A 20,416-nucleotide genomic window follows, 5' to 3' on the forward strand; every position below is an offset into this window, starting at 1 on the left:
GGAGGAGTTCGTCCATGAATTTCGTGTTCTTCTCGCCGCATTTCCCGGCCAACGGCACCGATTTTTGCGACCGGCTGAAAAAGGCGGGCGCCACCGTGCTCGGCATCGGCGATGCGCCTTATGAAACCTTGAACGCCAAGCTCAAGGCGGCGCTTTCGGAATATTACCGCATCGCCGACATGGAAGATTACGACGCCGTTTTGCGGGCGATGGGGCACTTCATCCACAAATGGGGCCGCATCGATCGCTTCGAGTCGCTCAACGAGCATTGGCTCGAACTCGAAGCCAACATCCGCACCGATTTCAACATCTTCGGCACCAAGCTCGACTTCGTGAAGAATTTGAAGCGGAAAAGCCGTATGCGCGCTTTCTTCCGCAAGAGCGGCGTGGAGACCATCCCGCAGCGCAAATGCTCCGACCGCGCCGGCGCCATGACCTTCATCCGCCGCGTCGGCTTTCCGGTGGTGGTCAAGCCGGATTCGGGCTCCGGCGCCTCGAACACTTTCAAGATCTCCAACGCCAAGGAACTCGACCAGTTCTTCAAGGACAAGCCGGAGGGTGTCACCTTCGTCATGGAGCAGTTCATCGAGGGGCTGGTGGTGACCTTCGACGGGCTAGTCAACCGCGACGGCGAGGTGGTGCTGGCGGCCAGCCACCGTTACGATCAGAGCATCATGGAGGCGGTCAACAAGGATCGCCATATGAGCTACACCTGCTTTCCCGAGATCAGCCCGGAAGTCGAGGAGGCGGGCCGCAAGATCCTCAAGGCGTTCGACGTGCGCGAGCGCTTCTTCCATATCGAGCTGTTCGAAACCAGCGACAAGCGCGTCATCGCGCTCGAGGTCAACATGCGGCCGCCCGGCGCCTGGATGACGGACGCCATCAACTACACATTCGACATCGACGTCTATGCCGCCTGGGCCGACATGGTGGTCAAGGATGCCGCCGGCGGCCCTTACAAGGGCAAATATTTCACCGCCTATGCCAGCCGCAAACGCCACATCGACTATTTGCACAGCCATGCGGACGTGCTAGCCGCCCACGGCGACAAGATCGTCCATCATCAGGCCATCGAAGAGGTCTTCAGCCGCGCCATGGGCAATTACGCCTACCAGATGCGTTCGAAGGATCCGAAGGCGCTGCGCCAGGCGGTCGACTACATCCACGCGGAAAAGGCCTGAGCCGATGGACGTCTCCTATCACAAGGGCCATGCCCGCAATCTCGGCCGGGACATGGAATACAAGCGCTACGGCCATGCCGGGCGGCCGGTGGTGGTGTTCCCGACCTCGCAAGGGCGGTTCTACCAGCTCGAGGATTCGGGTGGGGTCGGCGCGCTTGCCGAGTTCATCGACACCGGCCGCATCCAGCTCTTCACGCTCGACGGCGTAGATTCGGAATCCTTCTTCGACAAGCATGCCGACACGGCGCAGCGTATCGCCCGCCACGAAGCCTATTTCCGCTATGTGCGCGAAGAAGCGCTGCCGGAATTGCAGGCGGTTGCCGCCAAGTCCAACGGTGGCCGCGTTTTGAAGCCGCTGTTTTGCGGCTGCTCGATGGGCGGCTATCACTCATCCAATTTCGTGTTCCGCTTCCCGGAGCTGGCGAGCGGGGTGATCTCGCTGTCCGGCGTCTATTCGGCGCGCGACTTTTTCGGCCGGGCTCTGGAAGGCAATATCTATTTCAACTCGCCGCTCGATTATCTGCCCGGCATCGTCGACCAGAAGCTGCTCGGGCGGCTCAGGGCGCTCAGGCTGATCTTCTGTTGCGGCCAGGGCGCCTGGGAAGAGCGCATGCTGGTCGAAACGCGCGAGCTGGAACAGGTGCTGCGCGACAAATCGATCCCGGCCTGGGTCGACTATTGGGGTGGCGACGTCAGCCATGACTGGCCGTGGTGGCATAAGCAGCTCGTCTATTTCTTCGGCCGTTGGCTGGATGACGACCTCATGCACAGGTTGGACTGAGGTGCGTTGATATTCAGGTGAGGCCGGCCTGCAAATGGCGGTTTCCTGCGCTTCCGGTGCTCACGTACATGAAGTACGCTCCGCTCCGGCCTTCGCCGGCCGAAGCCCTCTTAAGTGTTTCCGCCCGATGAAGGCTACGGCCGGCGAAGGCCGGTTCTCGGAAGCCACCATTTTCGTCTCGGCCTGACCTGAATCTCAACACACCTCAAAATGTACAGACCAATGACCACACCCGATCCGATCCGTCGCTTTGTCGAAGCAACCAACGCCGCCGATACCGAAGCCTTTCTGGCCACATTCACAGACGATGCTTTCCTCAGCGACTGGGGTCGCGATTTCCGTGGCCGCGATAGCGTCGCGCGGTGGAACCAGTCGGACAATATCGGCGTGCAGTCCAACCTTCGCATCGTTCGCATCGCGGAGCGCGACGGCGTCTACCATGCCCGCGTCGCCGTGACCGGCAACGGCTTCAACGGCGAGGGCGACATGGCCTTCACGCTCAACGGCGACCGGATCGCGAGCCTGGTCATCAGCTGAAGAACGGATGCGTCGCCGACCTTCGTGCGGCATCGTCCAAAAATATGACCATCGTAATCATGTTTTTGTGGCAATGCCGCCGGCGCTGTGGCATGCCGGCGCTTGGCGACATCGGGCTTCGGCCGATCTCGTCGATATCGGAAGGCCCGGCGATGAAGCTCTTGAGCGCGCAAACCCGTATCCAAAACGACGACATCCGCGCGGTGATGGACAGGCTGCGCGCCGAGCACGGCGATTATGAAAACGACACCGGCGTTGCCGGCCAATGGGAATTCCGTATGCATTACGGCACGTTGAATGCCTCATTCGACGACCGCGGCGTGCTGGTCCGTGTCGCGGCGGAGGACGAGACCTGCCTCTCCTACATGAAGATGATCTTCGCCGGCCACATCGCCGCGCATCTCAGCACCACCGAAGGCCTGCGCTGGCAAGGAGATGGCAAGGATGCCGGCACGCCGATATTCTTCCGCGAGATATCGGTCCTGTCCTCGAGGCGGTTGTCGCCGCATATGCAACGCGTGCGCTTCTCCGGCCGCGACCTCGGACGCTTCGCCCATGGCGGATTTCATGTTCGGCTTCTGCTGCCGCCGGCCGGACGGCAGGCGGTTTGGCCGACCATGGGCGCGGACGGCCTGATCGTCTGGCCGTCGGGCGAGGATGCGCTCACCATCCGCGTCTACACGATCCGCGCGCTGGACGTGGCCGAGGGTTGGCTCGACATCGACTTCGTGCTGCATCCCGGCGCCGAGACGCCGGCTGCGAGTTTCGCGCAGAATGCGAGGGCCGGCGACATCATCGGCATGATCGGCCCCGGCGGCGGCGATGTGCCCGAGGCATCAAACCTGCTTCTTCTGGGCGACGATACCGCGCTTCCGGCGATCGGCCGGATGCTGGAAGAGCTTGCGCCGTCCGCCCGTGCCGAGACCTTCATCGAGGTAGATGGTCCGCAAGACCGGGTGACGCTGGCGGCGGGCGAGAACATCGCTGTCCATTGGCTTTATCGGCATGGCCGCGAAGCAGGCCGGGCCGGCCTGCTGCCGGAAGCGCTGCGTGAGCGCGGCCGTGGGGCCGACGATCTCTTTGTCTGGGCCGGATGCGAGTTCGCCGACTTCCGCGACATCCGCCGGATCGTGCGCAAGGAATGGGCCCTGTCGCGCAACCGGCATCTTGTCACCGCCTATTGGCGCCGCGGCGCGTCGGGCGGAGACGGTGCCGGCGAGGAATAGTTCAATCTTTTAGTTGCGATCGCTGACCATGGCGATGGCCGGCATCGCCAGCAGCGCGACGACGCCCGCGCCGCCGAACAATGCGCCATAGCCCAGATGCTGCGCCGCATAGCCGGCCAGGATGCCGCCCGCCATGCTGACCAAGGCATCCATGCACTGGAAAAGCGTGAAATCGACGCCTGCCTGCCTCGGATCCGACCAGCGCATGAACTGCGCATAGAGCGCCACGAAGCCGAGCGCCATGATGCCCGAGGAACTCAGCGTCGCGACGGCCGCCAGCGGGCCTGCCGGGAAAACGCCGGAAAGCGCGAAGGCCGCGAGGATGAACAGCGATCCGGCCTGCAGCATAAGCGCGAGCACAAGCACGCTGCGCGTGCCCAGCCATCGGACAAGAGCGCCGCCGGCAAGGGCGGCCGCGCCGCCGAGAACCATGCTGCCGACGCCGTTGACCAGGCCGATCGTGGAAAGGCTGAGCCCGGCGTCGATCAGAAACGGGCCGAGCATGGTCAGCGCCGCCTTCTGCGCCAGAACGTAGATCGCCGACGCCGCCAGACCGCGGCGTATCTGCGGGCGCCGCAGCGCCGTGCCGAGCGCGGGCACGTGTTCGCGCACTTCCTCGCGCGATCGGCCGGCGATGCCGAGCAGGAAGGGCAGACCGAGCAGCACCAGCAGCGAGGCCATCGCCGACACCGCCGCGCGCCAGCCGTGGATTTCGGCCAGATAGAGGAAAAGACCGGCGCCGATCGCCGAGCCGAGATAGGCGCCGCCGACCTGGGCGGCATTGCCCCAGCCGAGATTTTTGCCGGCAAGGTTCTGCACCGCAAAGCCATCGCAGGCGATGTCGACCGTCGAGGCGGCAAAGGCGACCACCGTCAGGCAGGCGACGACCGGCCAGAAGGCGGCGGGACCAAGCTGGGCGATGGCCACCAGTCCGGCGATGGAGATGAGGCCGCCGATGAGGACGATCGCGCCGGTGCGGTTCCTGCCCGCTGGCGGAAGCCGGTAGCGCTCCACCGCCGGCGACCACAGGAACTTCAGCGCCCATGGCAGGGCGATCAGGGTGAGCAGGCCGATGCGGTCGAGCGGCAGGCCCTGGTCGCGCATCACGGCCGGGAGACCCGTCCAGGTGATGCCGCCGATCACGCTCTGCGCCACATAGAGGCCGCCGATCGCAGCGACGATGGCGGCCGGCGACGAGGCGGCCCGGTTCGAGACGGAGACCGACATCAGAAGCGATAGCGCAGGCTGCCGAACAGCGAGCGGCCCTCGTCGCGGTAGCAATAACCGGCCGAGCAAATTGTCTTCTGGTTGTCGAACAGGTTCTTGGCGTTGATCTGCAGCTTCACGCCTTCGAGCTTCGGGTTGCGATAGCCGAAATCGTAGGACAGCGAGGCATCGACGAAGGCGCGCGCGTCGTTCTTGAAAGTATTGGTGTCGTCGCCGTAGCTCGCGCCGGCGAAACGCACGCCAGCGCCGAGCCCAAGCCCTTCCAGCGTGCCGTTCTCGAACTGGTAATGGCCCCAGAGCGACAGGATGTGGTTCGGCGTCGCCGACAGTTCCTTGCCGTCGGTGCCTTCGGCGCCGCGTTCGATCTTCACGCGCAGATAGGTGTAGGAGGCGATGAGGCTGAAGCCATCATCGAGCGAGGCATTGGCTTCCAGCTCGACGCCGCGCGAGTTGAGGTCGAGCTGGCGCTGCTTGTTGATGCCGGTGGACGCGTCGAAGACGACACCGTCCTTCTGGTCGATGTCGAACAGCGCGGCGCTGACGGTCGCGTTGTGATCGGGGATCTCGTATTTGACGCCGATCTCCTTCTGCGTGGCGATGGTCGGGCGGGCGACGCGGCTGACGGAACTCGAGACGTCGTCATAGACGAAGCCGATGTTGGGAGAGAACGAGGTCGAATAGTTGACGTAGGGGATGATGCTCCATTCGGTCCGGTAGGACAGGCCAACGCGGCCGGAGAAGGCGCTGTCCTTCTGCTTCGACTGACTGAAATCCGCTGCGGTGGAGGTGGTGTCGACCCAGTCGTAGCGGCCGCTGGTGAACAGGGTGAAATCGTTCCACTCCATCTGGTCGTGCAGGTAGACGCCGAGCTGGTTCATCTCCTGCCCGCCGGAATGGGGGACGGGGGCAGCCTTGATATCCTCGACCGAGACATAGGAGAGCCCGCTGCCGGCGTCATAGTCCGACCAGGCATAGTCGATGCCGGCAATCACGGTGTGCCGCGCCGGACCCGTGTCGAATTCGAGCTGCGCCATGTTGTCGACGACGAAGTTCTTCATCGTCTCGGTGTAGTGGCCCCAGTAGCGCTCAAGCGGCTGATCGGCGCCGATCGAGTAATGGCCGCTATATTCGATATCCGAGTCAACGGCGTTGTAGCGCAGGTTCTGGCGCACGGTCAGCCAGTCGTTGAAGCGGTGCTCGAACTCGTAGCCGATGCGCCCCTGATCCTGAGTGAAATCATTCCAGGACGGATCGCCTTCATAGACGTTCGACAGCACGCCATAGGCGGAGTTGTAGAAGGCCGCGGTGCCGCCGGTGAGGGACTTCGAATATTCGCCGAGGATGGTGAGCTTGGTGTCCTCGTCCGGCTTGAAAGTGACGGCCGGCGCCAGATAGAGTTTATCGTCGGGATAGTCGGGCAGGCCGGTCCCGCTTAGACGGCCGAGACTGGTGAAGCGATAGAGGATGCTGCCGTCGTGATTGACCGGCCCGGAAGTATCGAGCGCCGCCTGGAAGCGGTTGTGCTCGCCGGCCAGCAACTCGATCTCATGGAACGGCTCGTCCTTGGGGCGTTTGGTGACGACATTGACGATGCCGCCCGGACCGCTGACGCCATAAAGCGAGGAGGCCGGTCCCTTCAGGATGGTGACGCCCTCGATGCCGTAAGGTTCTGTCTTGAACCAGGCGGAAGGGCCGTTGTACTGGCGCAGCCCGTCGCGGAACATGCCGTTGTAGAAGGCCTGGAAGCCTCGCAGGAAGAAGGCGTCGTAGCGCGTGTCGAAACCGAAGCTGTTTGGATTGGCGCTGGCCGTGTAGCCCAGCGCGTCGTTCAGTGTACGCGGCTTCTGGTCCTCGATCTGCTTCTGCGTGACGACCGAGACCGCCTGCGGGATCCTGGCGATCGGCGTGTCGGTCTTGGTGCCGATGCGGTCCTTCTTCGCGACGTAGCCGTCCTGCTTCAGGATCTCGTTGCTCTCGGCGGTCACCTCGATCCTGTCGAGAACGGTGGCGTCGCCGCCTTCCTGGGCAATTGTCGGCCAGGCATGGCCGAGGATGGCGCTGCCCGCCAGCAATGATAATCCCCGGCGCCACGTCCTCGACCGCTTCGGCATTAACTTGTCTCCAATTCTCATGTTTTGGTTGCGCTTCCGCGCTCTCAAATATGAGTAAGAGAGTCAAGTATTTTTTGATACCTCGGCGGACTTGACGGCGTCACATGGCGTCAGCCTTCCTGGCAGGCCGGGACAGGCGCGACGTCTTGTTCCGACGCCGATCCGCGACGCAGGCCGAGGAAGACGACGAGGGCGGTGAGCACGGTGATCGTCGCCAGCACGATGAGCAGCAGGTCGAAAGCCGTCTCATAGGCTTGGACCAGGGCACTGGCGTCGGCCAAGTGCAGATGTTGCACCGTTTCGCTGATATTGCCGGTTGCCAGTAGCGGTGCCGCCGCGGCCGCTTCGGCAGGCGAGGCCAATCCTTGAGCGCCAAGCTGCGTGGCCGTGAAACCGGACAAGGCCGCCATGACGATCGCCAGGGCCACGCCCTCGCTGGCGACGCGGGTGGTGTTGAATATGCCGACCGCCATGCCGGCGCGTTCCTTTGGCACGACACTGACGGCAAGTCCGTCCATCAGCCCCCAGGGCAAGGCGATGCCGATGCCGACCAAGACCAGCGGGAGCAGCAGCGCGTTGTCCGCCACGGGCACGCAACTGAGCCAGACCAGGCCGGCCGCGGCGACGAGGAGGCCCACACCGCAGATGGTGGCCGGGGCGATCCGGCGTGCCGCCTGGCCGGCCAGCAGCGGCAAGATCAGCAGCGGCCCGGAGAGGCAGATCATCAATTGCCCCGCCTTGATCTCGCTCATCCCCTCAATGCCGATGAAGCGGATCGGCAGGAGCACGAGCAGGACGACGAAGGCATAGGCAGGTGCGGCGGCCAGGAACTGCACGCCGACGAAATGCGGGAAGCGAAACAGCGTCAGGTCCAGCATCGGCCGGCGCACGCGCCGCTCGACGATGACGAAGGCGGCAAAGAAGATGGCTGCCACGCCGAGAAGGGCGATAACGAGGGGATTGGCCCAACCGCTCTGGGGCGCCTGCAGCACGCCGCAGGTCAGCGCGGCAAGCGCGATGGTGAAGGTGGCGGCTCCCGCCCAGTCGAGCCCGGTTGCGTCCGGGTCGCGCGATTCGGCGACGGTGCGCAGGCCGAGCGCGGCGGCGGCAACGCCAAGCACCGCCACCAGAAGAAAGATCGCGCGCCAGCCGAACGCGTCGATGAGCAGGCCGGAGGCAACAGGGCCGAAGGCAAGGCCGATGCCGAAGCTGGTGCCGAGGAAGCTGAATGCGCGCAAACGCGATTGCCCGTCGAATTCCTGGGCAAGCGCGGAGGCGCCGCCGGCGAAGGCGGCAGCGCCGCCTATGCCTTGCAGGGCCCTGAACAGGTCGAACCAGACGATGTCTGGCGCCAGCATGCAGCCCAGCGCGGCAAGCACATAGGCGGCGAGGCCGGCGAGGAAAATCCGCTTGCGGCCATGGGTGTCAGCCAGCGCCCCGGCCGCCATCAGGCCGGCGCCGAAGGTCAGCATGAAGGCATTGGTCACCCAATTGAGCTCGATCGGACTGCCGCCGAGCTCGGCGGCAATGCGGGACAACGCTACGGCGGGACCGGTGAAACTCAACGGCATCGTCATGGCTGCGAGGCAAACTGACAGCAGCACGAGCCATCTGCCGGCCGGGCCGGTTCTGGTCATCAAAGTCATGGATTTTCCTATCCGAGGCGGGATTTGCCGGCATGTCCTGACTGGCACAGCCGATCGCAACGACAAGATAGGGCGGCGACGTTTCCGGCAAAATAGTATTAAATCTCCGTTCATCTCGGAGCAAAACGCTCGAATAGGTTCATCATGGATCGTCTCAACGGCCTTCTGGCTTTCGCCCGCACCGCCGAGCTCGGCAGTTTCGTCGCCGCCGGACAAGCGCTCGGCATTTCCGCCTCCGCCGTCGGCAAGAGCGTCGCCCGGCTCGAGCAGGAACTCGGCGTGCGTCTCCTGCAGCGCAGCACGCGGCGCATAGGTCTGACCGAGGAGGGCAAGCTTTTCAACGAGCGGGTGCGCCGCATCCTCGACGACATAGAAGACGCGGAGGCGATGCTGTCGCGTACACGCGAAACGCCGCATGGCCGGCTGCGCATCTCAACGCCGATCGTCACCTATCATCTGCTTTTGCCGGTGCTGTCGGAATTCATGGCGCGATACCCGGAAATCGAGCTCGACATCGATTTCAACGATCGCATCGTCGACGTCATCGACGAGGGTATCGACGTCGCGATCCGCAGCGGTGAGCTGCCCGATTCGCGATTGGTGTCGAGGCCGGTCGCGCCCTTTCGCATGATATTGTGCGCGGCCGCCTCCTATCTCGATCGCCATGGCATGCCGGCACGCCGGCGGATCTAGCGGCACATTTCGGGATACACTTCCGCTTTCTCAACAGCGGCAGGCTGCTCAACTGGCCGTTCATCACCGGGAGCGCCGAGCCGCAGATCCGTTCGATGCTGACCTGCAACAACATGGAGGCATTGAAGGGCGCGACGATTGCCGGTCTCGGCATCGCCTGCATGCCCGACTTCCTGGTGCGGGAGGCGCTGCATGACGGCAGGCTGCGCGCCGTGCTCGACGACCATGTCGACGGCCGCGGCCAGTTCCGCATGCTGTGGCCGTCCAATCGCCATCTTTCGCCGAAGGTCCGGGTCTTCGTCGATTTTCTTCCCCAGAGGCTTGCGGCGGGGCGATAGGCCCGGCAATCCAAACGAAGCTCCGCGGGGATGGTCAGTAGGTCGCGCGGCCGCCGGAGAGATCGAAGGTCGCGCCGGTGGTGAAAGAGTTCTCGTCCGACAGCATGAAGACGATCATCGCGGCGGCCTCTTCCACCTCGACGAAGCGGCCGCGCGGCACTTTGCCGAGCATATAAGCGACCTGCGCTTCCGTGAGCTGCTCGAGAATTCTGGTACGGGCGGGCGAGGGGGTCAGCGCGTTGACGGCGATGTCGTGTCCCGCGAGCTCCTTGCCGAGCGACTTGGTCAGCGCCAGCACGCCGGCCTTGGCGGCCGAATAGGCGGCGGCATTCGGATTGCCTTCCTTGCCGGCCACCGAGGAGATGTTGACGATGCGGCCGTAATTGCGCGCGACCATGCCGGGCACCAGGCGCCGGCAGCAGTAGAAGACGCCGTTGAGGTCGATATCGACGATCTGACGCCAGGCGGCGGGGTCGTAGTCCGCCACGGTCGCCGCCGGCCCGGCAATGCCGGCATTGTTGACCAGGAGATCGACGGGGCCAAGCGTGCGCTCAGTCGCGGCGGCCGCGCGATCGACGGCCTCGATCTGGGACTGGTCGCAGAGAATGGCTTCAACGCGGCCGAGCGAAGCGAGCTCGGCGACAGCCCGGGTCATTGCGGCCTGGTCGACGTCCCAGATGGCAACGCCGGCGCCCGACGACAACAGGCGCCGGGCGACCGCAAGGCCGATGCCTTGCGCGCCGCCGGTCACTACGGCGACGCGGCCGGAAAGATCGACGGCGTTTAAACGGCGGTTCATTGGCAATTCCCTTGCTCGCGTCGAGCAATTCAGCATCCTGATGGATTGCTGACTTGCTCCAACTTTCTGATTTTACGCAATTCCGAACGGAAAACCGCCGAGCACTTTTCCTGGAATTCCTTTGGCATTGGATACCCCGGATCAAGCCCCGACGTTTCGCGCCACCAGCCTGGCTACGCTTGGCACAATCAGCAGCACGACCAGGAAGCGCGCCGTCTGCAAGGCCATGACGAAAGAGATGTCGACGTTCTGCGCCGCGGCGACGATGTCACCCGGCCTTTTCGGGCATAGGAAGGCCGAAGCCGCCAACGGGATGGGTCTCGATCTGGAATTCGAAGCCGGCGATGAAGGGACGCGCCCTGGCGATCGCCGCCTGGACTTCCGGCAGCTGCAGCGATGCCTTATGGCTCGCCTGGTCGGTCCACACTTCGGTGACCCAGATGGCGTCGGCGTCGGCTGGATCGGTGGCGATGATGTAGCTCAGGCAGCCGGGGAGAGCGCCGGTGCTTTCGCGCAGCACGTCCATGACCGCATCGCGCTGGCCGCGTGCCGCCCGCATCTTGCCGATCAGTCCGTACATGCCCTTGATCTCCTCCAGGTTGTGCGCTGCATCGAGTATGCAGTCGACCGCTCACGGCATCAACTGGCCACCATTGACGTCGATCACCTGGCCGATGATGTAGCCGCTCAACAGATCGGACGACAGGAACAGGTAAGCTCCGACGCAATCCTCCGGCGTTCCGGCGCGCCCTTGCGGAATGGTGGCGACCATGGCCTTGATCTGCTCGGCATTCGAATAGCGTTCGTGGAAGGGCGTCAAGATCGTACCGGGCGCCACGGCGTTGACGCGGATGCCGAAGCCGATCAGCTCCTTGGCCATGCCGCGCGTCACGTTGGAAACGAAGGCCTTGGACGATCCGTAGAGGCCGGCGCCGCCGCCGGCGCCGTTGCGAGCGGCGATCGAGGTGGTGTTGATGATGAAGCCACCCTGGCGCTTCAGCCAGGGGATCGCCTTGCGCGAAGCGGTCAGAACAGAGCGCGCATTGAGGTCCATCACGGCGTCGTAATGCGCCTCGTCCTGGTCGGCATAGGCGACGCGGCCAAGCATGCCGCCGGCATTGTTGACCAGGCCGTCGAGCCGGCCGAAATGGTTTGCGCTCTCTTCGACCACACGCTCGACGTCGGCAGGTTTCGAGAAGTCGCCCTGGACCAGGAACACCTCGCCGCCACCGTCGCGAATGGATCCGGCCACGGTTTCGGCGGGAGCGCGGCTTGCATTGAAATGCAGCGTGACGCGGCATTTCTGCGCCGCATAGGCACGGGCAAGTGCCGCGCCGATCCCGGTCGAAGCGCCGGTGACCAGCACCGCCTTGCCGGCAAGATCGGGGATGGCAAGTGTCGTCATGTCGGCTGGTCTCCGAGTTGCCATCCTTCGTAGGCCATTGCCGGCCCGGCCTTCAAGTGTTGGCGTTCAGTGCGGGCGCATTCAGGGCCTGAGATAGAGATAGCCCTGGTGCTGCAGTTCGGCGAGCTTCACGACGCCGCCCTTCTCGGCAAGCTCGAAGCCCGCCAGCAAGTCGGTCAGCGTGATATCCATGCCGTGCAAGGTGTTGCCGCAGGCTTGCGGCACAAGTCCCTGCTGGACAAGGCCGGCAAAGCGGCTGGAAACAGCGCCGGAAGCGCCCTTGACTTTGAAGGCGGCCAGAGCAGGACCGTGCACCACGAGCACGATGTCGACATTGCCGCCGGTGCCTTCATAGTGGTTCTTGATGTTGCCGAGGACGAAGTTGACCTTGTCAGCGTCGCTGAGGTGATAGGCGACTTTCAGCCTTCCCTCAGGCGTTGCCGCATTTGCACGGCTCAGGCCGAACAGGCCCGCGGCGCCCGCGAGACCGGCACGAAAAATGTCACGGCGCAGCATCCTGTCCTCCCTTGCCTTGCCCGTTCGCTCAATTTTGCATGGTCCGGGCGCTCCTAGATTACTGCGTTTCACGGAAACGGCGAAACGCCCTATCTCCTTGTTTTTACGCAATTCCGAACGGAAAACTGCTCACACTTTTCCTGGAATTGCTCTAGCATGAAGCCAGTCCTGTGGCGGGAGGAGGATCATATGGCATCGAGGATCGTTGTGGGGAGGGCCATGGCGGGCGCGGTGCTTTGCGCCGCCCTTGTCGCTTTTGCCGGCGTAGCGCGCGCCGAACAACCGCCCAAGCTTCCCGAACTCAGCCCGACCGGCGCCGACGCCTGCTTCGGCCGTGTCTACGACGCCGCCCATCTCAAGGCGCATCCGCATCAGAAAGTGGCGCGCATCTTCTTCTTCTACGGCCATGACCCGGTCAGCCGGACGAACGAAGAACCCGCCGCCAACCAGGATACGTCCTATAACGGCTTCCTCACCACAACGGTGCGCGGCGCCAAGGAGCCGGAATGGGCGAGCAGCTGGTGCAACAAGGAGGATCCAAGCGACAAGGCGAGCGGCATCCGTTGCGGCATGGACTGCGACCGGACGCTGGCTTCGCTGAAAGTCGACGACAAGGGAAAGCTTCTTCTGTCCGGCCTGTCGCCAGACGTCTATCTCGACCCGGATTCGGAAGAGCAGCTCGGCGAGGCCGAGTACAACAGGCAGGCGCTGGGCAGCGACGACGACAATTTCAAGCTGGACCCGATGCCGGCCGAGACCTGCAAGGTGGAGTTCGCGCGCATCGACCCGATCGATCCGGCGCTGGGCGAGCCGCTGCGCGTGCGGCTCAAGCCCGATCAGCCCTTCTGCTTCGGGCGTGACTACGACGATGCGCATCTGAAGTCGCATCCCAACCAGCTGACGCAATCGATCCGCGTGTTTCGCGGACCCGTCGAGCTCGCCTCCTTCTCAGCCGGCGGCGATGCCGCGAACTGGCCGGATGGGGCGGATATCGCCGTATCGGTGACGACGAGGCAGAGGGGGAAAAAGGTCACGCAGACCTATTCCTGCCAGGGCGAGGCCGACCAGTGGCGCTGTTCGGCCAGCGCGAAGATGAGCGATTTTTCCTGCGACGTCTCGCAGAAGGAGATCTTCCTCAAGCGCGGCGTCAACGGCACGATGATGGTCGCAAATCCCAACAATGCAGTGGCAATTGTCGATCTCTGCTCGAAGGCGGCGGATGGCAAGACCAGGTCCGACGACAAGGTCTATCGGCTGCAGCCGATGCCGCAGTCGGCCTGTGCTCCGTGAGGTCTGCCGATATTCAGGTGAGGCCGGCCTGCGAACGACGGCTTCCTTCGCTTCCGGTGCTCACGTACTTTCAAGTACGCTCCGCTCCGGTTCTCGGAAGCCGTCGTTCTCGACTCGGCCTGACCTGAATCTCGACGGACCTTCGCGCTCTGCTAAGCGAAAGGCACGGCCGCGGTGCCTTTCGGCAGCTTCGCCTCGTCGTCTGGCTCGACATGGATGGTGACGCGCACCGAGGGGATCTCGGCCTTCAGCGCGTCCTCGATGCGGTCGCAGATGACATGGCTGGCGCCGACGGTCATGTCGGCGTCGACCACCAGATGGAACTCGATGAAGGTGGCGCGCCCGGCAATGCGCGTCTTGAGATCATGCACCTCGAGCGCGCCCTTCGAATTGGCCGATATGATGTCGCGAATCTGCATGTGCTCGTGGTTGTCGACGGCTCGGTCCATCAGCCCGCTCATCGACGAGCCGATGACATGCCAGCCCTGCCACAGAATGTTGAGCGCGACGATGACGGCAAGTGCCGGGTCGAGGATCTGCCAGCCGGTGAGCACGGCGCCGACAAGACCGCCGAACACGCCGACTGATGTTACCACATCGGTCATGATGTGCTGGCCGTCGGCGACAAGCGCAGGCGACTTCGCATTCCGGCCGGCGCGGATCAGCGTCCAGGCCCAGATCGCATTGATGACCGTCGCGACGCCGTTGACGGCAAGTCCTTCCCAGGGCTGTTCCAGCGGGGCCGGATGTTGCCAGGACTGCCAGACCTCGTTGAGGATCAGCAGCGCCGCGACGACGATCAGCACGCCTTCGAGGACGGCGGAAAAATATTCGGCTTTGTGATGGCCGAAGGGATGGTCCTGGTCGGCGGGCTTGTAGCTGACCTGGATCGCCCAGAAGGCGGCGGCCGATGCGATCACGTTGACGATCGATTCCAGCGCGTCGGAATAGAGCGCCACGGAACCGGTGATGTACCAGGCGGCAAGCTTCAAGACGAGCACCACGAAGGCGACCAGGATCGACCAGAAGGCAAGCCTGGCAATCTTCTCGCGGGTCGCGGCTTTCGCCGCGGCCGCCACCGTGTCCTGCGTCACAGCCATAGGTCCTACGCGGCCTTTTCCTTGGCCTTGCGCGGCAGATGCGCGACAATGTTTTCGATGATGCGCATGCCGGCATTGTGACCGAGCGTCATGATCGATTCCGGATGGAACTGCACCGCCGCGATCGGCTCCTTGCGGTGCTCGAAAGCCATGATGATGCCGTCCTCGGTCTCGGCGGTCACCACGAAACCGTCGGGCAGGCGCACCGGGTCGGCGAAAATCGAGTGATAGCGGCCGACGGTCACTTCCTTGGGCAGGCCTGAGAAGATGATGCCGGGCTTCGAAACGCGGATGCGCGACGGTTTGCCATGCATGGGGATGTGCAACTGCCTGAGCTCGCCGCCATAGGCCTCGGCCAATGCCTGCAGGCCGAGACAGACGCCGAAGATCGGCAGGTCGCGGCTGCGCGCTCGTCTGATGGTGGCGGCGCAGTCGAAATCCTTCGGCGTGCCAGGGCCGGGCGAAAGCACGACGAGGTCCGGCTTCAACCGCTCGAAGACCTCCTCCGGCACCGGCGAGCGAACCGTGGAGACGTTGGCGCCGGTCTGGCGGAAGTAGTTGGCCAAGGTATGGACGAAACTGTCCTCATGGTCGACCAGCAGGATGTTGACGCCGTCGCCGACGCGCGCGGTGGTGCGCTCGGTTCCGGTGGCGTTGCCGGTCTTGGCGTCGCGGATGGCGGAGAGCATGGCGGATGCCTTCAGTTCGGTTTCGGCTTCTTCTTCCTCGGGAATGCTGTCGAAAAGCAGTGTGGCGCCGGCGCGGACCTCGGCGATGCCGTCCTTGATGCGGATGGTGCGCAAGGTCAGCCCGGTGTTCATGTCGCCGTTGAAATTGACCATGCCGACCGCCCCGCCATACCAGGCGCGCGGGCTCTTCTCGTTCTGCTCGATGAAGCGCATGGCCCACAGTTTCGGCGCGCCGGTGACGGTGACCGCCCAGGCATGCGAGAGAAACGCGTCGAAGGCGTCCATGCCTTCGCGCAACCGCCCCTCGATATGGTCGACGGTGTGGATCAGGCGCGAATACATCTCGATCTGGCGGCGGCCGATGACGCGCACGGAGCCCGGTTCGCACACGCGTGACTTGTCGTTGCGGTCGACATCCGAGCACATGGTGAGCTCGGACTCATCCTTCTTCGAGTTAAGCAGCTTCAGGATCTGCTCGCTGTCGGAAATGGCGTCGTCGCCGCGTTTGATGGTGCCGGAGATCGGGCAGGTCTCGACGCGGCGGCCGTTGACGCGCACGAACATCTCCGGCGAGGCACCGATCAGATATTCGTTCTCGCCGAGATTGATGAAAAAGGAATAGGGCGAGGGGTTGATCGATTTCAGCTTGCGCGAGATGTCGGAAGGCTGGGTCTCGCAGCGCTCGTAGAACATCTGTCCAGGCACGACCTCGAACAGGTCGCCGCGCTTGAAGCTCTCCATGGCGCGGCGCACCAGGTTGGCGTATTCGCCCGGCTCATGGTCGCCGCGCGGCGGGATGCGGTCGGCGGTCTTGAACGGCTCGGCATGGGCATCGCGGGCCAAGCCCTCGGTCGAAAAACCGTCGCCGGAATAGTCGTAGCGGTCGGTCCAGGCCTTGGTCGAATAATGATCGACGACGAGGATCTCGTCGGGCAGGAACAGCACCAGGTCGCGCTGGCTCTCCTTGCGCTCGAGCTTGTAGTCGACAGGATCGAACTGGAAAGCTAGGTCGTAGCCGAAGGCGCCGTAAAGGCCGAGATTGGCGTCCTCGGCGGTCTTGAACAGCGCGGTGATGGCGCGCAGCACCGTGAACACGGACGGTACGCGGCTGCGCTCCTCCTCGGTGAAGACGCGGCCTGGTTTGGCGACATCGAGGCGGATGAGCGTCTTCGAGGTCTCGACGATCGTCACTTCGCCGAGCTCGCCAAGCGCCTTGCCGATCCCCGGCAGCAACACTTCGCCGCGTTTGTTGAGTGCTTCGATGCGCATGGTGCGTCCCCGCGCGGAAATCACCAGCGGCGGATCGATGATGGCGGTATCCCAGCGCGTGTAGCGGCCCGGATATTCGTAGTTGGAGGAAAACACTGCGCCGCGGCGCGAATTCAGGCCGTCGACATAGGCATCGATCGCGCCTTCATAGGGCCGGTCGTGCCGCTCGCGGGTGATCGTCACGCCGCCCGCGGTGATGAAGCGCTCGGCCCCGTTGTCCAGAACTTTAGTCGTCATTGCCGTCTCCATCAGCGTCTTGGGCAACGGACCCGGGAATGGCGTTAAAAAACAAATGGCCGCCCGGATATTCCGCTGCGGCCACCCTCTTTTTCACGCGCACACGCACGAACAGGCCGCTGTCAGCGAGCCCACCACCAAATGGTCTTGTTCGAACGCATGTTCATGGCGACTCCCATAGCGGCGAATGGAAGTCCGTGCAACTGGATTTCACGGCGATGGTGAAAGCCGCTACGCCTCAGTCTTCCAGCGTGCCGGAGCGTGCATCGGTGCTCCTGGCGTCGCCGGCGAGCTTCAGAAGATCCTCGCCGGCGCGGATGATGCGGCGCGCGCGGCGGGTCAGGATGAAGCCCGACTGAGGGGCGAACACTTCCGTGCGGCCGCCGGCCTCGCCGGGCGCGTGGACGATCGTCGCCAGCCTGTCGCCTTTCTTGACGCGGTCGCCGGGTTTGACCTCGTAAAGGATCGCGCCGGCCCTGGGCGAAGGCATCATGTCGATGTTTTCCAGCGGTACGACCGGTCCGGAAAATTTCTCGAATTTCGGCACTGATGAGTCCTGGACGACGCCGCGCGTCACAAGCAGTCGGTAAAGTCCCGCGGCATCGGCCGCGGCGAAGGCGGCGTCGACATTGAGCATGCCGCGATATTCGACCGTGGTGACGACGCGGCGATCGAAGCGCGCGACGCTCGCCGGCACGTTCTGGTAGGGCATGATCGAGGCGCCTTCGAAGGTGCCGGTATCGTCCTCGCTCCACAGCAGGACGGCTTCGGCGCCCATGGCGGCCGCGCAATCGGCCATATGCGGCCACAGGCTGGTGTGGATGTAGAGATAGGCCAGACCTTCGTCGTCGCAGTGGAGGTCAAGCACGATGTCGTTGCCGAGCGAGAGCTGGACGAGCCGGTTCTTCAGCCGGCGATCGGCGCCGCCGAGGCTGACATCCGGCAGAAGCCTGGCGTCGGGCGCGGCAAGCAGCGGAAAGGAGCGATTGAAGTTGGTGCGGGTGCCGAGATTGAAGCGGCCCTGGTGCTCGCCGAAATGATATTGCGCGCGGCCGATCGGGTTGGCCCAGGGTACGATGGTGATCGGACCCTTGATGCGGCCCTCGGCCTCCGCCTTGGCCAGCATCGGCATCAGCGCGTCGATGGCGACGACGCCCGGCAGCTCGCCGGCATGCAGCGCCGCCTGCAGATAGGCGGAGGGAGCCGCCTTGTCCTTGCCCTCGAAGCGCAAGACCGGAAATTCGTAGGCGACACCCTCGCTGTCGCCGGCGATGCGTTCGATCGTCTTCTGCATGGGATATCTCCGCGTGAGGAGGTTTCAGCCATGCATTGTTGCGATCGGGCTGTCGAGTGGTCCAGCCTCGCCGGGCTATCGGGGCAGGGCGGCTACGGCAAAGACGCCGAGCCTAACCGCTGCGCCTTTTCCGGAATTGCTCTACTCCAGCGGCTTCAGCTCCTGGGCGATGGTCGGCAGCAGCTCCGAGACATTGGGGTGTATGTGCATGGCGCGCGCCAGCGTCGAGATCGGCGCCTTAGCGTACATGAGGTCGAGCACGCAGTGGATCGCCTCGTCGCCGCCCGGGCCGAGCACGGAGCAGCCGAGGATTTCACCGGTGTCGGCATCGGCCAGGATCTTCATGAAGCCTTGCGTCTCGCCCTTCTCGACCGCGCGGCCGACACGCGTCATCGGCCGCTGTCCGACCAGCGCGCGGCGGCCGGATTTCTTCACGGCGGCTTCCGTCATGCCGCAGCGCCCGAGCGGCGGATCGATATAGAGCGCATAGGCTTCGATGCGGTCACTCACCTTGCGCGGATCGTTGTCGAGCAGGTTGGCGGCGACGATCTCGAAGTCGTTGTAGGAGGTGTGGGTGAAGGCGCCCTTGCCGTTGCAGTCGCCCATCGCCCAGATGCCCGGCACATTGGTGCGCAACTGGTCGTCGACGACGATATAGCCGCGCTGGTCGACCGCGACGCCGGCCTTGTCGAGGCCGAGATCGTCGGTGTTGGGCTTGCGCCCCAGCGCCAGCAGCACATGCGAGCCGACCGCCGGCGGCTTGCCGGCGGCGAAGGTGACGGCGATCCCATTGCCTTGCCTGGCAAAGGCGATGTCGTCCGCGCCGACATGGACGGCGATGCCTTCGTTTTCGAGTATCGATTGGATGGCGGCGGAGGTGTCCTCGTCCTCGCGGCCGGTCAGCCGCGGCGCCTTCTCGATTACCGTGACCTCGGAGCCGAAGCGGCGGAACATCTGCGCGAATTCGAGCGAGATATAGCTGCCGCCGATGACGATCAGGTGGCTGGGCAGCACATCGAGATCCATCATCGAGGAATTGGTGAGATAGGGTACGTCGTTGACGCCGGGCAGATCGGGCACCGAGGCGCGGCCGCCGGTGTTGAGGAAAATCTTTGGCGCGGTGAGCAGCTCATCGCCGACGCGCACCGTGTCGGCGGTGACGAAACGGGCATGGTCGCGATAAAGCGTGCAGCCCTTCAGGCCGGCGACCCATTTTTCGAGATTGCCGCGGGCGTCGTTGGTGACCTTGTCCTTGCGCGCCTTGATGCGTTTGTAGTCCACGCCGACGGGGCCTGAGAGAGCGACACCGTAGTCGGCGGCGCGGCGGGCGAGATGCGCGGCATAGGCGCTCGCTACCATCGCCTTGGTCGGCATGCAGCCGGTGTTGACGCAGGTGCCGCCGATGAACTTGCGCTCAATCAGCGCAACCTTCATGCCGGCGGCCTCAAGCCGGCCGACCAGTGGCGGCCCGGCCTGGCCAGCGCCGATGACGATGGCGTCGAAGCTCTTTGCGCTCATGCGACCGCCGCCACGATGAGCAGCCCGCCGATGATGGCGACCGCATCCTCGATGAAGGCGGCGGGCGGATCCTTGCCAAATGCGACGGACAGCCGGCCGCGGACCTCGGCGCCGCCCAGCGTGCCGATCACCGCGCCGATCGCGCCGGCGACCAGGCCGCCGATGGTGGCGCCGGCGGTCGCGCCGATGACTGCGCCACAGAAGGCGCCGATGACGATGCGGGTGCCGAACTGCGGCGGTACCTTGCGGCTCGGCGTCGACGGCAGCTGGTCGGCGACCAGCTCGACGATGGCCAGGATGGTGAAGATGCCGACGGCGATCCAGTGGCCCATGAAGCTCGCCCAGGTGCCCGTGACCGGCAGCCAGCCGAGATAGGAACCCCAGGCAACGGCGGCGGGCGCGGTCATGGCGCGCAGGCCGGCAATGACGCCTATCAGCAGGGCGAGAATGTAAACCATGATCGGCCCCCTCAAACCGAGACCGTCGCATGGCCTCGCAACGGCAGGCTAGCACAAGCCAGGCGTTTGGCTACGGGGCTTTTGTCAGACGATCGATTATG

The 20,416-nt window shown here is 64.3% G+C and carries 17 protein-coding genes and 2 pseudogenes; 6 read left to right on the forward strand and 13 right to left on the reverse strand.

Annotated elements, in window-relative coordinates; genetic code table 11:
- Positions 1-14 precede the first annotated feature (14 nt).
- From LB552_RS09215 to LB552_RS09230, 4 genes are all read left to right on the forward strand, one after another.
- Positions 15-1,181, forward strand: a complete 1,167-nt coding sequence (locus LB552_RS09215; RefSeq protein WP_224604241.1) for an ATP-grasp domain-containing protein — start codon at positions 15-17, stop codon at positions 1,179-1,181.
- A 4-nt stretch (positions 1,182-1,185) separates the two neighbouring features.
- A complete protein-coding gene (locus LB552_RS09220; RefSeq protein WP_224604243.1) occupies positions 1,186-1,962 on the forward strand; it encodes an esterase family protein in 777 nt (258 codons plus the stop codon).
- Between the two features lie 222 nt (positions 1,963-2,184).
- Positions 2,185-2,499: a nuclear transport factor 2 family protein gene (locus tag LB552_RS09225; RefSeq protein ID WP_140838796.1), complete on the forward strand. Its 315-nt coding sequence runs from the start codon at positions 2,185-2,187 to the stop codon at positions 2,497-2,499.
- Between the two features lie 92 nt (positions 2,500-2,591).
- A complete protein-coding gene (locus LB552_RS09230; protein ID WP_224604245.1) occupies positions 2,592-3,725 on the forward strand; it encodes a siderophore-interacting protein in 1,134 nt (377 codons plus the stop codon).
- Between the two features lie 9 nt (positions 3,726-3,734).
- Here LB552_RS09230 and LB552_RS09235 read toward each other — a convergent pair whose 3' ends face one another.
- The 3 genes from LB552_RS09235 to LB552_RS09245 all read right to left on the reverse strand — a co-directional run bounded on the left by LB552_RS09235 (position 3,735) and on the right by LB552_RS09245 (position 8,709).
- Entirely contained in the window at positions 3,735-4,952 is a 1,218-nt protein-coding gene (locus LB552_RS09235) for an MFS transporter (RefSeq protein ID WP_224604247.1), read from the reverse strand.
- Positions 4,952-7,024, reverse strand: a complete 2,073-nt coding sequence (locus tag LB552_RS09240) for a TonB-dependent siderophore receptor (protein WP_263481526.1) — start codon at positions 7,022-7,024, stop codon at positions 4,952-4,954. Before LB552_RS09240 ends, LB552_RS09235 begins: the two co-directional genes overlap by 1 nt.
- Before the next feature lie 149 nt (positions 7,025-7,173).
- Positions 7,174-8,709 carry an MFS transporter gene (locus tag LB552_RS09245; protein ID WP_224604250.1) on the reverse strand — a complete coding sequence of 512 codons (1,536 nt, stop codon included), beginning with the start codon at positions 8,707-8,709 and terminating at the stop codon, positions 7,174-7,176.
- Between the two features lie 144 nt (positions 8,710-8,853).
- On the opposite strand from LB552_RS09245, the pseudogene LB552_RS09250 reads away from it, so the two are divergent.
- Positions 8,854-9,740 (forward strand): annotated as a pseudogene (locus LB552_RS09250) (LysR family transcriptional regulator).
- A 34-nt stretch (positions 9,741-9,774) separates the two neighbouring features.
- On the opposite strand, the gene LB552_RS09255 reads toward LB552_RS09250, so the two are convergent.
- The 5 genes and pseudogenes from LB552_RS09255 to LB552_RS09275 form a co-directional block, all read right to left on the reverse strand.
- Positions 9,775-10,539, reverse strand: coding sequence for an SDR family NAD(P)-dependent oxidoreductase (locus LB552_RS09255; RefSeq protein ID WP_224604254.1), 765 nt, complete (start codon positions 10,537-10,539; stop codon positions 9,775-9,777).
- A gap of 141 nt (positions 10,540-10,680) precedes the next feature.
- Positions 10,681-10,806 (reverse strand): annotated as a pseudogene (locus tag LB552_RS09260) (AbrB family transcriptional regulator); the annotation flags it as partial.
- A gap of 1 nt (position 10,807) precedes the next feature.
- Positions 10,808-11,119 carry a putative quinol monooxygenase gene (locus tag LB552_RS09265; protein ID WP_224604257.1) on the reverse strand — a complete coding sequence of 104 codons (312 nt, stop codon included), beginning with the start codon at positions 11,117-11,119 and terminating at the stop codon, positions 10,808-10,810.
- Between the two features lie 51 nt (positions 11,120-11,170).
- A complete protein-coding gene (locus LB552_RS09270) occupies positions 11,171-11,944 on the reverse strand; it encodes an SDR family NAD(P)-dependent oxidoreductase (protein ID WP_224604260.1) in 774 nt (257 codons plus the stop codon).
- A gap of 81 nt (positions 11,945-12,025) precedes the next feature.
- Complete coding sequence (locus LB552_RS09275) at positions 12,026-12,460, reverse strand: DsrE family protein (protein ID WP_224604264.1); 435 nt, start codon at positions 12,458-12,460, stop codon at positions 12,026-12,028.
- Positions 12,461-12,649: 189 nt separating this feature from the next.
- Here LB552_RS09275 and LB552_RS09280 point away from each other — a divergent pair, with 189 nt between their 5' ends.
- Positions 12,650-13,750 carry a hypothetical protein gene (locus tag LB552_RS09280; protein WP_224604291.1) on the forward strand — a complete coding sequence of 367 codons (1,101 nt, stop codon included), beginning with the start codon at positions 12,650-12,652 and terminating at the stop codon, positions 13,748-13,750.
- Positions 13,751-13,902: 152 nt separating this feature from the next.
- On the opposite strand, the gene LB552_RS09285 is transcribed toward LB552_RS09280, so the two are convergent.
- The 5 genes from LB552_RS09285 to LB552_RS09305 all read right to left on the reverse strand — a co-directional run bounded on the left by LB552_RS09285 (position 13,903) and on the right by LB552_RS09305 (position 20,315).
- The gene (locus LB552_RS09285) at positions 13,903-14,850 is read right to left on the reverse strand and encodes a cation diffusion facilitator family transporter (RefSeq protein WP_224604293.1); all 948 of its coding nucleotides are present in this window, start codon (positions 14,848-14,850) and stop codon (positions 13,903-13,905) included.
- A gap of 5 nt (positions 14,851-14,855) precedes the next feature.
- Entirely contained in the window at positions 14,856-17,045 is a 2,190-nt protein-coding gene (locus LB552_RS09290) for an anthranilate synthase (RefSeq protein WP_224604297.1), read from the reverse strand.
- 238 nt (positions 17,046-17,283) lie between these two features.
- Positions 17,284-18,339, reverse strand: coding sequence for a succinylglutamate desuccinylase/aspartoacylase family protein (locus tag LB552_RS09295; protein ID WP_224604300.1), 1,056 nt, complete (start codon positions 18,337-18,339; stop codon positions 17,284-17,286).
- 141 nt (positions 18,340-18,480) lie between these two features.
- On the reverse strand, positions 18,481-19,857 hold the full coding sequence (locus LB552_RS09300) for an FAD-containing oxidoreductase (protein WP_224604303.1): 1,377 nt from the start codon (positions 19,855-19,857) through the stop codon (positions 18,481-18,483).
- Positions 19,854-20,315 carry a DUF4126 domain-containing protein gene (locus LB552_RS09305; protein WP_224604305.1) on the reverse strand — a complete coding sequence of 154 codons (462 nt, stop codon included), beginning with the start codon at positions 20,313-20,315 and terminating at the stop codon, positions 19,854-19,856. The genes LB552_RS09300 and LB552_RS09305 overlap by 4 nt, the downstream gene beginning before the upstream one ends.
- Between the last annotated feature and the right edge of the window lie 101 nt (positions 20,316-20,416).

Source organism: Mesorhizobium sp. CA7, assembly GCF_020165015.1.
In the GTDB taxonomy this organism is placed as follows: domain Bacteria; phylum Pseudomonadota; class Alphaproteobacteria; order Rhizobiales; family Rhizobiaceae; genus Mesorhizobium.